Source organism: Undibacterium sp. Ren11W (genome assembly GCF_049340485.1).
In the GTDB taxonomy this organism is placed as follows: Bacteria; Pseudomonadota; Gammaproteobacteria; order Burkholderiales; family Burkholderiaceae_D; genus Undibacterium.
In genome coordinates this window covers 202,474-216,402 of sequence record NZ_JBMPPB010000007.1, presented here as the reverse complement: position 1 = coordinate 216,402, position 13,929 = coordinate 202,474, and the positions used below count along the sequence as shown (strand labels likewise).

Sequence of the window (13,929 nt, the reverse complement as noted above, 5' to 3'; positions counted from 1 at the left end):
CCACGCAAGGGGAACTTTTTAGAAAAATCGCCGACTAAGTGCCTGATTAAGCTTGTACTTATCGCGCTCTGCTTCTGGCTTCAGAGGGATAGCCGGAGCTTACTTGATACTTTCAACAACACTAAAACAAAAGACACCGATGAAAAAAACACTGATTGCGCTGGCCGTCCTGAGCAACGTCGCGTATGCCGACGAAGGCATGTGGATGCCACAGCAGCTACCACAAGTAGCCAAACAACTCAAAGCTGCAGGATTGAAACTGGATCCAGCCAGCCTGACCAAGCTCACTGAATTCCCTATGGGTGCGATCGTCAGTCTGGGCGGTTGCTCAGCGTCGTTTGTCTCGCCGCAAGGCTTAGTGGCAACCAATCATCATTGCGTGTACGGCAGCGTGGCACATAATTCGACACCGGCCAATGATCTGCTGGCAAATGGTTTTTTGGCGAAAAATATTGCTGACGAATTGCCAGCATCGCCAGGCTCACGCATCTACGTGACCAAAGAGGTGGCAAATGTCAGCAAACTGGTAATCAATGCAGAAACCGCCAAACTGAGCGGTAAAAAACGCATAGACGCGATCGAAAAAAATGAAAAATCTCTGGTCGCCGAGTGCGAAAAAGATGCGGGTCATCGCTGCAATGTCGCCTCGTATTACGGTGGCCTGGAGTTTTACCTGATTAAACAGCTGGAAATCCGCGACGTACGTCTGGTGCATGCTCCAGCCGCCGGTGTCGGCAAATTTGGTGGCGATACCGATAACTGGATGTGGCCGCGCCACACCGGCGATTACGGTTTCTATCGTGCCTATGTCAGCAAAGACGGCAAGTCTGCCGACTTTAGCAAAGACAACGTCCCTTACATTCCTAAGCATTTCCTGAAACTGGCCAAAGACGGCCTGAAGGAAGGCGATTTCGCCATGGTATTGGGCTACCCTGGCCGCACCAACCGTCACCGCCTGCCATCCGAAGTTGCCTACACTTTCGACTGGAGCTACCCAGCCTTCGTCAAGGCGTCCGGTGAATCTTTGGCGATCATCGCCAAAGAGACGCAAGACAATCCGGACACTAAATTGAAATACGCTGGCCGGGTTGCTAACATCAACAATTACTATAAAAACCGCCAGGGCATGCTAGACAGTTACGCCGACAGCGATTTTTTGGCGCGCAAAACCAAAGAACACGCGGAACTTAAGAACTGGGTAGCGGCGACACCGGCACGTAACGCCGAATACGCAGCCGATATCGCACAGATAGAAAAATTGATCGCTCAACGCGATGCGCAATACAAGCGCGACTTTTTCCTGATGTCGTCATCACCTAATATGCTCAGCACGGCACGCAATCTGTATCGTTTGGCCAAGGAAAGCGAAAAACCGGATACCGAACGCAAAGCCGGCTATCAAACACGCGATCTGCCACGTATCAAAGGCAAGATCGATGCCATCGAACGTAGCTATGACGATAAAGTCGACAAGGCGCTGGTATTGCATAGCTTAAGTCAATATGCGACACAGCCAAAAGCAACGCGCGACGCCAATTTTGATACCGCTCTTGGAATCAAAGACGCTATGTCGACTGCAGATCTAAAAACCCTGCTGGATAAACTGTATGTAAATAGTCAGATGGGCGAGCAGACCACACGTTCAGCCTGGATGGGTAAATCTGCTGCCGAGTTTGAAGCCAGCCAAGATAGCTTCATCAAAACCGCTGTTGCAATGTATGAAGGCGGCTTGAAGCGCGAAGCCGAAGAGGAAGAACTCGATGGTCATATCCAGCAAGCCTACGCCAACTACATGAAGGCAAAAATCGCCTTTATGAACAGCAAGGGTCAGGCAGTATACCCAGATGCCAACAGCACCTTGCGCGTGACTTTCGGCAAAGTTGCCGGTCGTGACCACGGCGCGGATGGCACCAACTGGACTGCCTTCACCACGCTCAAAGGAATAGCGGCAAAAGCTACCGGCAGCGGTGATTTCAATGCCCCTGCAGCGCAACTGGCAGCGATCAAGGCAAAAGACTATGGCAACTACGCCGATCCTATCCTGAAAACGGTACCGGTCAATTATCTGGCAACTTTAGATATCACCGGTGGCAATTCCGGCTCAGCAGCGGTCAATGCCAAAGGTGAGTTCATCGGTCTGGCGTTTGACGGAACTTTGGATTCCATCATCTCCGACTGGGATTTTAACAAGGCCAAGACCCGCACCATCGTGGTCGATCTGCGCTACATGCTGTGGGAAATGAAATATGTCGACAAGGCCGACAAACTCTTAAAAGAAATCGGCGCGGAATAATCATTCCTATCGTCCGCTAGCAATTTATTTTGCTGAATGCACAAAAAAGCCAGGCTAAATACCTGGCTTTTTCTATTTGAACTTTGCGTCTTCCTGCTTTGCTGCGTCCTGATTTGTTTCTTCCTTAATTATCTGCGCCATTTCTACATCAGTAAAAAGCCGCGATCGCGTGTGAAAAGCCTTGCCGGTCGCACCTTCCAAAGAGAAAGTGCCGCCATGCCCTTCCACGACATCGATGATCAGTTGCGTATGCTTCCAATACGCATATTGCGATTTACCAATATAGAACGGACAGCCGCCTATCTCACCTAGATACACGTCGCCCGCGCCTATCGTGATCTCGCCGGGCAGATAGCAATTAGCGGCGCTGTTGTCGCAACAACCGCCGGACTGATGAAACATCATGGCGCCGTGTTCGCGTTTTAATTCTTCTATCAGTTCCAGCGCGGCTGCCGTAGCAATGACTTTGTCTGGCATATTTTCTCCGAATAAAAAAAGGGAGTGGCGTGCATACATTGCCCTCCATTCCCTTGATTCAAAAGTTAACAATCAAAACTCAGCTGGACAATTATCTCGACTATTAACTCGACTATAAGCAGATCAGAAGAAACCCAATTTGTTTTCGCTATAGCTAACCAGCAGGTTTTTGGTTTGCTGGTAGTGATCCAGCATCATCTTGTGATTTTCGCGACCGAGGCCTGATTCCTTGTAACCGCCAAACGCAGCATGTGCCGGATAAGCGTGATAGCAGTTGGTCCAGACGCGGCCAGCCTTGATGGCGCGGCCCATGCGGTAGGCCACATTGCCATTGCGACTCCACACGCCTGCACCCAGACCATACAAAGTATCGTTGGCAATGGCTAGCGCTTCGGCTTCATCCTTAAAGGTGGTGACCGCCAAGACCGGACCAAATATTTCCTCCTGGAAGATACGCATCTTGTTGTGGCCCTTGAACAAGGTAGGCTGAACATAATAGCCACCTTCCAGATCGCCACCCAGATGCGCTTGCGCGCCGCCAATCAAAACTTCTGCGCCTTCCTGCTTGCCCAGTTCCAGATAAGACATAATCTTGGTCAGCTGTTCTTTGGATGCCTGTGCGCCCATCATGCTGTCTGTGTCCAGCGGGTTCATGTGTTTGATGCTGGCGACACGCTTCAAGACACGCTCCATGAACTTGTCATAGATTGACTCCTGAATCAGCGCCCGTGATGGACAAGTGCAAACTTCGCCCTGGTTAAAAGCGAACAGCACCATGCCTTCGATCGCTTTGTCGAGAAAGGCATCGTCTTTGTCCATGATGTCGGCAAAGAATACGTTGGGCGACTTACCGCCCAACTCCAGCGTAGCAGGAATCAGGTTATTGGCGGCAGCCTGCGCAATCACGCGGCCGGTACTGGTGGAACCGGTAAAAGCGATCTTGGCGATGCGCTTGCTGGTGGCCAAAGGCATGCCGGCTTCACGACCATAACCATTGACAATATTGAGCACGCCGGGTGGTAGCAGATCGGCGATCAGTTCGGCCAGAATCAGGATACTGATCGGTGTGGATTCCGCCGGTTTCAGTACCACGCAATTGCCAGCGCCGATGGCCGGTGCCAGTTTCCAGGCCGCCATTAAGATAGGAAAGTTCCACGGGATGATCTGGCCGACCACGCCCAGCGGTTCCTGAATATGGTAAGCCACGGTCGTTTCATCGATCTCGCTCAAGCCACCTTCCTGCGCACGCACACAGCCGGCAAAGTAACGGAAATGATCGATGGTCAGCGGGATGTCGGCGTTCAGCGTTTCGCGGATAGCCTTGCCGTTGTCCACTGTCTCGGCATAGGCCAGCAATTCCAGGTTAGCTTCAATTCTATCGGCAATTTTTAGCAGTACGTTGGCGCGCTCGGCAGCATTGGTCTTGCCCCAGGCGTCGGCAGCAGCATGCGCAGCATCCAGCGCCAGCTCTATGTCTTCGGCACCAGAACGGGCGACTTTGGTGTAGGGTTTGCCATTGATAGGGGTGATGACGTTAAAGTAATCGCCCTTGACCGGGGCCACCCATTGACCACCTATGAAGTTGTCATACTGCGCTTTGTAAGTGATTTTGGCACCGGCGGTACCTGGGGCTGCGTAGATCATCGTGTCTCCTGAATAGGTCAATTTTATTAGAATTAGGACTTACGCAAAATTGCTCCAGCTAGGCGTATCGCCGAAGACAGTACTTTAGTACGGCAAGGCGAGTACAACGACACTGGGGCGATTTTGCGTAGGTCCTAAGAATGTTGCCTTGTGGCCTAGAGCTACTATCAATTTCCGTGCCAAGACATGACTTAGCTGAAAGTCTTTGATTTCATTCAGATTTTATTTTTCAGAGCGCTTGCAAGCCCCTGGTATATGGAAAGATGTGGAAAGACGTAACGTTGCATAAGTTCACAACTGTCACAAAACGCAACAGTTGAGGTGATCAATACTGCCACGCTAGCCGTGTTGGGGCGGGTGTTTTCCTATACTATATTTGGATAAAATTCGGGAGCCTAAGCTCTCAGGTATCCATAACGGAGACAACATGCCTACACCACTACCTGCGCTGACGCTGCGCCAGGCACGACTGCATCTGCAGGAGTATGGACACTGCCCTTCCGGCACCATCAACGAGCGCCTGCTGCGCTCATGGCAACGCAGCCTTGCAGCCGGTTTGCAGCCAGTCGGCGGCTTGCGCCAGACCGAGCACGCTAGTGGTGATGAACTACGCCAAGTGCTGGAGCGCAACCATGATCTCTTGTCTTACTCGCGCCCCGTCATGGAATACCTGTTTGAGTCTGTGCGCGATAGCCAAAGCGTGGTGGTGTTAGCCGACAATCGTGGCACCCTCATGCATACGCTGGGTGACGCAGGTTTTTTAAACAAGGCCGAGCGCGTGGCTTTAGCCAGTGGCGCTTCCTGGCATGAGGATCATCGCGGCACCAATGCCATCGGTACCGCCTTGGCGGAGACCAGTGAAGTCGAGATTCACGGTGCCGAACACTTTCTTGAACGCAACGGTTTTCTCACCTGCGCCGCCGCTCCTATTATGGCCGCCGATGGTAGCTTGATGGGGATACTCGATATTTCCGGCGATCGACACAGCGGCCATCCGCACACCTTAAATTTAGTCAGCATGGCAGTGCGCATGATAGAAAACCGCCTGATCGTTGCTGGTAGCAAGCGCCATATTCGCCTGCATTTTCACGCGCATCCAGAGGGGATCGCTACGATTGCTGAGGGCATCGTGGTGCTCTCGGAAGACGGCTGGATAGTCGGTGCCAATCGTGTCGCGCTGAGCTTGCTGCATCTTGGCGCACACCAGTTGGGCGCAGTACAAATTACCAGTGTGCTCAATGTACGTCTGGAACATCTGCTTCATCAGCATAGCGGGCACGCACTTCAAACAATTACGGTACATAGTCATGACGGCACCCGGCTAGCGATGCAGGTGCATCTGGATCACAGCGTGCTGCCAGCCGTAACAAGCGCATCATCGGCGGCAGTTTCTAGCCAGCCTGCCGCTGAAGATGCCTTGTCTTTACTCGATAGCGGTGATCCGCGTTGGCGCAGTGCCGCCGAGAAAACCCGCCGCATTCTGGATAAACCAATACCTTTGATTGTTCAGGGTGAATCCGGCGTCGGCAAAGAGTTTTTTGCCAAGGCGGCGCACGATAGCGGGCCACGCCGCAACGGGCCCTTTGTTGCGATTAACTGCGCGGCGATTCCGGAAAACCTGATAGAGGCAGAATTATTTGGCTATCAGCCCGGGGCCTTCACCGGCGCGCGGCGCGAAGGCAGTTTGGGGCGCTTGCGGGAAGCCAACGGTGGCACGCTGTTTCTCGATGAAATCGGTGATATGCCACTCCCCATGCAAAGCAGATTACTACGCGTGCTGCAAGAGCGTAGCGTAACACCCTTGGGTGGCGGCAAAACAGTAGCGGTGGATTTTGCGCTGATCTGCGCCACCCACTGCAAATTGCGCGAGCAGGCGGAACAAGGCAAGTTTCGTTACGATTTGTACTACCGCATCAACGGCTTAACAGTGCAGTTGCCGGCCTTGCGCGAGCGCAGCGATTTTCTGGCCTTGACGACGCAGATCTTGCGCAAGCTCAGTCCGCAGCGAGAATTGCATCTGACGCCAGGGCTATTCGCGCAATTGGCGGCACATCCCTGGCCGGGAAACTTGCGGCAATACTCCAGCGTCTTGCGTACAGCCATTGCGATGCTCAATCCTGAGCAGACCGGTATTGAGATGGCGCACTTATCGGACGATATTATCGAAGAACTTCTACAATTATCGACATCGAATGAGCTTGTGAATAAGCTTAAGAATACGCCAGCGCATCAGGCCACCGCTGCGCTAGCCGGCACTCAAAATCTAGAGCAACTGTCGCGTCAGGCTATCGAATTAGCCTTAAGCTCAAGCCGGGGCAATATCAGCCAGGCGGCACGCAGCCTTGGCATCAGCCGTCAAACGCTGTATCGAAAAATTAATCACTGAACTCAATAAAGTCAGTAGTCGATGCAATAAGTATTGCCCTCGCTTTACCCGAGCCAGCGCATACAATAGCTGCGCTGCCTCACTCCGGTCATACATCCCTCTCTTTACGATATTTCTCGGATAACAATTCTATGTAACTAGCCGGTCATGTTCTGACACTAAAATCCTTAGCCTTACTGGCGGCTACTGGCGGGTACTGGATAAATTCGCTGTACGCCAAGTAAAAAACATCTCTGTTTTTCAATCGCGTTTACCTGGCTCACCCATGAAAAAAATACTTTGTACTCTAGTACTAGCGATGGCGGCGACGCAAACGCATGCGGCCTATCCGGAAGACCTGAAACTGAGCAGTTGGAACACCATGTTGCTGCCGCTTACCGCCTTTCCTAATTTTGGCCAACTGCAGCGCGCCCAACTGATCGCGCAAGCACCATCGCTGGAGCAACAAGAGGTGGTGGCGTTCCAGGAATTATTTGATAATCGGGCTTCGACCGACTTGCTCGCCGCCATGAAATCCCGTTTTCCGTATCAAACACCGGTCATCGGTCGCGACAAAAATGGCTGGGATCGTACCGAGGGAAGTTGGCGTGATGCCGTGCCAGAAGACGGCGGCGTGGCGATCGTCAGCAAATGGCCTATCACTGAAAAAATTCAATATCTCTACAACGCTGCCGGTTGCGGTGATGATTTTCCTTCACTCAAGGGTTTTGCCTATGCCAAGATTAACCGGCTCGGCGAGTTTTATCATGTCATCAGCACCCATTTACAATCTGAATCCTCGTGGGGTTGCAGTGGCAATGGTGGCCATGCAGCGATACGCCAGGCCCAATTGGCAGAAATTCGCAGCTGGATAGACCGCAAAGGCATTCCAAATAGCGAGATGGTAGTGATCACTGGCGACTTCAATATCAACCGCTGGAATAGCGCAGAATACCGCGCCATGCTGAGCACACTGAATGTGCAAGAACCGCGCTATGTCGGCGTCCCGCATACCTTTGATACGCTTAGTAACGGTGTCGCGCTAGAACGTTACGGCGCACGCACTGGCGATCCGCAAGAATATCTCGATTACATCCTGGTCGATCGCAACCATCGCCAGCCTACGGTGTGGCACAACCTGGCAATCGATCCACCCTCGCCGCAATGGCTGGTACAAGATGCCGTCAACAAGCGCAGCTATGCCTACACCGATTACTCTGACCATTACCCGCTACAAGCTTTCGCCCGGGCCGATGCCAGCACCCCTACCCACTCGTTTGTCGATCAGGCCGGTAGCTATCGCCAGGTCGGCTTGCAAAATGTGGGTAACGGGCGCTGGTTGCAAAGCGCGCCGGACCAACAAGGCTGGATCAGGACCGATGCTGCTCAGTTTGGTGCGCCACGCACGCGTTTTAATCTATCGAATAATTTTGCCATGCGCGACAATGGCTGCCTGCGTTCTGGCGACTACCTGCGTATAGAAAGAGCCGATCTGGCGAATACTTTTCTGACCTGGTCGGGCGCACTCAATGGCAATCAGTACTCTTACTACTCTAGCTCGGGCAGCTTGCAAGCCGATCCAGAATTGCGCATGATCAATCTGAGTAATCCGCAAGCTTGCCTGAAAGAAGGCGATCTCGTGGCGTTCAAGAGTTGGGCCAGAGCAGCAGATTACTATCTGACTGCCTGGAACAGCGGCAGCTATAAGGACAGAGTGTATCTATGGTCCGGCAGCATAGGTCTGTACGAGCAATTTCGCGTGCATTTGCCAATCAGGCCCACAACTTTAGACTGGCGCATGCAACTGGCTTACTAAGGAATTAGCTTGCGGCTTAGACTCTGCGGCTTAGACTCTGAGGCTTAGACTCTGAGGCTTAGATTTTGAGGCTTAGATTTTGAGGCTTAGATTTGCGGTTTGAAGCTAAGCGCGCAAGCCCATTGCAGCGCGAACTTAAATTTTATCAGGCATGCCTGAAGGCGCATATCCCATGCGCCTTCCCGGCCATGCCGGCCTGCAGCCCGCATGGAATATGCGCACTGGCGGCATGGCTAAAAAAAACCGTGCAGCTTTCATACCTACGCAAAAAACACACAACACCCAGAACACAAAAGAATAAATTGACAACAAATTATTCTCAGATCACTATGCAAACGTTGGTGAATTGACTCTAAGTCTAGTCTCATTTTTTGTTCCTACTCTCTTGCTCTTGTTTCACACACAGAAGGAGTGCGTATGTCGAATATTGCTGGCAAAGCCTATGCGATGAACGTAATCACACCGATACGTTCCTACACCACCTGGCTGAATAAATTCATTTTCTGGTTTGCGCTAAAAACCCCGTCTACCCTCAAGGGCTTGATCACGCTCTCCATCATCCACTATGCGCGCTGGGTCATCATAGGCAAGCATCAGTTCCCGCATCTGGATGCGAACCAGCCGAAAGAAAACTTAAAATATTCCTACATGCTGTTTTTCAGTAACTTCAATGGCAGTTGGGATCAGTACGTAGATTCCTTCACTTTTTCTATCCCGGGCGGCCTGGATATGTTTTGGAAGTGGAATATCCGCTACCCAAAATCGGTGGCATTGACGCCCTTCCATCGCTACATACGCTATAACCAGCTAGAAACCATCCATTACTACAGCGCCTACCCATTGGCGACCGCTAACGATGTCAAGAGCGCCAAAGCAGTCAAGCAAGCTTTGATCGCGTTTCAAGATCATCCACTCGATAATAGTGATGAGGCCTTCATGCAACGTTACCGTGCCTTGCTGCGCGGCTTGCAGCACGATCTGGGCGATATGTACCCAACCCCTATCGTCAGCATGGCCGCAGCCCAGGTGCAGAAGCGCGAACTACGCCACAGCAAAAATGCGCAAAAGGAATTGGGGCTGCCGGCTAGCGCTGCAGCGCGTAATCCGAATACAAACGCAGGAGCACAGCATGGCCAGTAATCTCAGCGGCAACGCCTATGCCTTAACGGTTTTATCGCCCATCAAAAATGCCTACACCCAAGAGCAGATCGCTTACGCCGACCTGGTCAGAGATCGCCTGCAAGCCTGGAATGATGAAGAAAATAGCCCGATGGCGCTGGTGCCCAACACCTACTTATGTCGCTATTTTGTGCTCGACGATGTCGTCTATCAATCACTACCGGGCGGCGGTGCGCTCGATACCATCAGCGATTTTTTGCCGCTAGTACCGGATCCGCTACGCCGCTCTGCGCTTCCGGTTGAAGATCATCTGCAATCGCGCTATCTGGTGTTCTCATGCAATTTTTACTGCGGGCCTGGCGGCGATCCTGATCCCTATCTGCGCGCCATGTGGCATAACATCTGCCCACGCATCAAAGAAGTTTGGGGCTATTGCTATGGTTTCGAGCAAGTCGACAGCGCCGAACAATTTGTCGCCTATATCAAACGCTGCAGTCTGCCGCCCTCATTATTTTTTGTAGGATCGAATGACGATTCTTTAGACGAGCAATTAAAAGCCTTGTATCTGAAACAAGAATTCAGTAAATTCGCGGTAGAGAATCAGGGGCTGGATGCGCCTGGTTTAAAAATCAAACTACAGGATTTCATGCAACGCGTAGCGCCGAAAAACCTGAGCGCACCGAGCTGGAGTGCCGGCAAATATAAACTTTAGAGTGAAGAGGCAAAGCTGATGGACCCACAATTAGACTTACTCGATATTCAAGGCAATGTCATACGCGCTTATGGTCGCTACGGTTATCCAGTGGCACGCTATGTTTTTTTAAATATTCGCCATGCCAGCCAAGCGCGTGCATTACTGGCGGCGATCACCAACAAGGTCACCACCTCGGTGGACTGGGGCAAGGGCCCCGGCCAAATCCAACAACCCGACTGGACCGTGAATGTGGCCTTCAGTTATCAGGGTTTAAAAGAGCTAGAGCTGCCGCGCTCGTCGCTGATCGGCTTCTCGCCTGAGTTTGTCGCAGGCATGAAGCAGCGCAAAGATATCTTAGGCGACGACGGTGCCAGCGCGCCCGAGCACTGGGATCCGATCTGGCAAGGCAATCGCGAGCTGCGCGAAAAAGACGTACACATTTTTATCTCCTTTAATGCCCGCAACCAGGCGCTGCTGGAACAAGCTTATGCCTGGCTCACTGCACTGTTAAAAGAATTTTCCGATGCCGCCGTCATACTAGGCGGCCATCTCGGCGAGGATGATGTACTACTAGACTACCAAGACGTACAGGTCGTCATGGAAAACGGCCAGCCCACCGCAAAAGAACATTTCGGCTATACCGACGGCATCGGCGACCCGGTGTTTGTCGGCATGCCAAGCAAGGCCATGAATAAAAACGGGCGCGGCAAACAAATGCCAGATGGCAGTTGGGAGCCGCTCGCCATCGGTGAATTTTTACTCGGCCACATCGATGAAGCCAAAGAATACCCAGCCGCGCCCGAACCGATTTTATTGGCACGCAACGGCAGCTATATGGTATATCGCAAGCTGCACGAAAACGTCGCCAGCTTCGACGCCTACCTGGAGCAACACGGCAAAACCTATCCGGGCGGTAAGGAGTTATTGGCCGCTAAATTTGTCGGCCGCTGGCGCGACAATGGCGCACCGCTGACACGCGCCCCAGACGCTGCCAGCAAGGCCAAGTTTGATGCCGAGCTGGCCATCGCCAATGAGGCAGAAAAAGATGCACTCCTGAGTAACTTCACTTACGACGCCGACATGAGCGGTGCCAAATGCCCGTTCAGCGCCCACATACGCCGCATCAATCCACGCGCCTCGCTAGAGATGACACAAGGCGCGACGCCGGGCTCCATGTGTATGAATACCGGTGCCTTCGACACCCCCGGCGCACTCAGCAACCGGCGTCGCATCATACGGCGTGGCCTGCCGTATGGCGAGGTCAAAGACCGCAGCCGCGACGACGGCAATCACGGCATCATCATCATGATGCTCAATGCCGACATCGCCCGCCAGTTTGAATTCGTCCAGCAACAATGGATCAATTACGGCAATGACTTTAAGGCCGGCAATGACAAGGACGTCATACTCGGCAACCATAGCGCCGACGACAGATTCCCTAGCAAGGCGGTATTGCAGGTAGACCCGGAAGGCGATCAAGCCCCGTACTTTCTCTCCAAGATTCCGCGTCTGGTAGAAACCCGCGGCGGAGATTACTTCTTCGTCCCCAGCCTGACCGCCTTACGCATGATAGCTCGCGGAGTGGTCGACCCGACTTAACCCAGCACAACCAAACAATTCCGCAAAAAGGCCTAGCCCAGCGCGCATATCCCATGCGGGCTGCAGGCCGATGTGCTTGGAAAGGCGCATGGGATATGCGCGTTGGCAGGGGGACTTAAATTGCTTGGTTCTTGATGTTATTTTTTCGTTGATGCGTGATTACCGATCAGTGTAAGACCGACACCTACTAACTTTTCTTGATCGCTGCCTGTGCGGAAGTGAACTGACCTAAGTCGCAGCACTGCACCGGCGCATGCTATCCATTGCTTGGGCGTCAGCGTAAAGCTATTCAGACCAGCTTTTTTTAAACCCGCCGAATTCCACGGGTTTAAAATCCGGCCTATTTAATTGCTCTCATATCCCCAAAAGTACACAGACCGATGTTACGTTCATAAACGAACATGGAATACACGCGGTGGGTCTATGTGCTGGCGCTCTAAGCTATCGACGCTCATGCAATTTCAGTCGAAAATTGTTAAGACATCGTATAATTACTCGTCGATCAGACGATACTTAAGCTGCGTCCACCTCCATAAGCTGAACAGAGTGTTTCAATCCACGCCCTATCGTGTGTTAGGGCGATACAATTTTGCCAGCCATACCGCGAAAAAACTCATGTGTTTCAATCCGCGCCCGATCTTGTGATCAGGCGATACAAATGTAACAGGCAGTAATAGCGCGTGAAAACCCTGTTTCAATCCACCCCAGGTCTTGCGATCGGGCGATACATAAGCACATCGTACATTTTGTTATCAGTGAGGGTGTTTCAATCCGCACCCGATCTTGTGATCGGGCGATACTCGCGCACCGGCCAACTTTCAGATAGCTATCCCAGTTTCAATCCGCACCCGATCATGCGATCGGGCGATACCGCCGCTACAAAAGATTGTGGCGCAAGCCACATAAGTTTCAATCCGCACCCGATCATGCGATCGGGCGATACAGGCCTCAAACGATGTTCAATCTGGTCCTAAACTGTTTCAATCCGCACCCGATCTTGCGATCGGGCGATACCGTTTGCGCTCATGCGTAAAAAGCCGATAGACGAAGTTTCAATCCGCACCCGATCTTGTGATCGGGCGATACTCGCGCACCGGCCAACTTTCAGATAGCTATCCCAGTTTCAATCCGCACCCGATCTTGCGATCGGGCGATACGGTTATATGCGGCCGGTGTAATGCGCTCTCCCTCGTGTTTCAATCCGCACCCGATCTTGCGATCGGGCGATACGTCATTGGAGGATGGGAGGCTATTGACGTCATTAAGTTTCAATCCGCACCCGATCTTGCGATCGGGCGATACACATGCGTTGCGCTTTGCCAGTGGCGATACTTCGGTGTTTCAATCCGCACCCGATCTTGCGATCGGGCGATACTGCGAGGTGCTTAATCCTGACTTGCGAATGATCGAGTTTCAATCCGCACCCGATCTTGCGATCGGGCGATACATCAATAACTGACGTGTAAGCTGGGAATCCAGATGGTTTCAATCCGCACCCGATCTTGCGATCGGGCGATACCTTGGTTGACTCGTCAAACATGGCTTGCGTATCTGTTTCAATCCGCACCCGATCTTGCGATCGGGCGATACTTCATGATTCGGCACGTATCGGTGTTGGCATCTTGTTTCAATCCGCACCCGATCTTGCGATCGGGCGATACGACTGTTTTAGTTGCAATCTGCGTACGGTTGTTCAAGCGTTTCAATCCGCACCCGATCTTGCGATCGGGCGATACCGCAGCAAAACTGGCTTAGTGGATTGGGTATGGTATGTTTCAATCCGCACCCGATCTTGCGATCGGGCGATACGAAAAGTGCCAGATACGCCAAATCCTTTTGCAGAGTTTCAATCCGCACCCGATCTTGCGATCGGGCGATACGTCACTACCACATGGCTAGACGCGATCTCATGGGTGTTTCAA

8 protein-coding genes and 1 CRISPR repeat array (1 of these 9 only partly in view) are annotated in these 13,929 nt (G+C 52.3%); of the genes, 6 read left to right on the top strand and 2 right to left on the bottom strand.

What is annotated here, in order from left to right:
• The first annotated feature begins 139 nt into the window (after window positions 1-139).
• Entirely contained in the window at window positions 140-2,293 is a 2,154-nt protein-coding gene (locus ACO0K8_RS16320) for a S46 family peptidase (protein WP_422947715.1), read from the top strand.
• Between the two features lie 72 nt (window positions 2,294-2,365).
• On the opposite strand, the gene ACO0K8_RS16315 is transcribed toward ACO0K8_RS16320, so the two are convergent.
• Together ACO0K8_RS16315 and ACO0K8_RS16310 are read right to left on the bottom strand one after the other, a co-directional pair.
• A complete protein-coding gene (locus ACO0K8_RS16315) occupies window positions 2,366-2,770 on the bottom strand; it encodes a DUF779 domain-containing protein (protein ID WP_422947714.1) in 405 nt (134 codons plus the stop codon).
• A 123-nt stretch (window positions 2,771-2,893) separates the two neighbouring features.
• Window positions 2,894-4,414 (bottom strand): aldehyde dehydrogenase family protein, encoded by a 1,521-nt coding sequence (locus ACO0K8_RS16310; protein WP_422947713.1) that lies wholly within the window; start codon window positions 4,412-4,414, stop codon window positions 2,894-2,896.
• A gap of 427 nt (window positions 4,415-4,841) precedes the next feature.
• Here ACO0K8_RS16310 and ACO0K8_RS16305 point away from each other — a divergent pair, with 427 nt between their 5' ends.
• From ACO0K8_RS16305 to ACO0K8_RS16285, 5 genes are all read left to right on the top strand, one after another.
• Entirely contained in the window at window positions 4,842-6,800 is a 1,959-nt protein-coding gene (locus ACO0K8_RS16305) for a sigma-54-dependent Fis family transcriptional regulator (RefSeq protein ID WP_422947712.1), read from the top strand.
• A 265-nt stretch (window positions 6,801-7,065) separates the two neighbouring features.
• Entirely contained in the window at window positions 7,066-8,595 is a 1,530-nt protein-coding gene (sph, locus tag ACO0K8_RS16300) for a sphingomyelin phosphodiesterase (RefSeq protein ID WP_422947711.1), read from the top strand.
• Between the two features lie 417 nt (window positions 8,596-9,012).
• The gene (locus ACO0K8_RS16295) at window positions 9,013-9,735 is read left to right on the top strand and encodes a hypothetical protein (protein WP_422947710.1); all 723 of its coding nucleotides are present in this window, start codon (window positions 9,013-9,015) and stop codon (window positions 9,733-9,735) included.
• Entirely contained in the window at window positions 9,725-10,426 is a 702-nt protein-coding gene (locus tag ACO0K8_RS16290) for a hypothetical protein (protein WP_422947709.1), read from the top strand. The genes ACO0K8_RS16295 and ACO0K8_RS16290 overlap by 11 nt, the downstream gene beginning before the upstream one ends.
• An 18-nt stretch (window positions 10,427-10,444) precedes the next feature.
• Window positions 10,445-12,007, top strand: coding sequence for a Dyp-type peroxidase (locus ACO0K8_RS16285; RefSeq protein WP_422947708.1), 1,563 nt, complete (start codon window positions 10,445-10,447; stop codon window positions 12,005-12,007).
• Window positions 12,008-12,555: 548 nt separating this feature from the next.
• A CRISPR array of direct repeats spans window positions 12,556-13,929; the repeat unit is 37 nt; unit sequence GTTTCAATCCGCACCCGATCTTGCGATCGGGCGATAC (it continues 755 nt past the right edge of the window).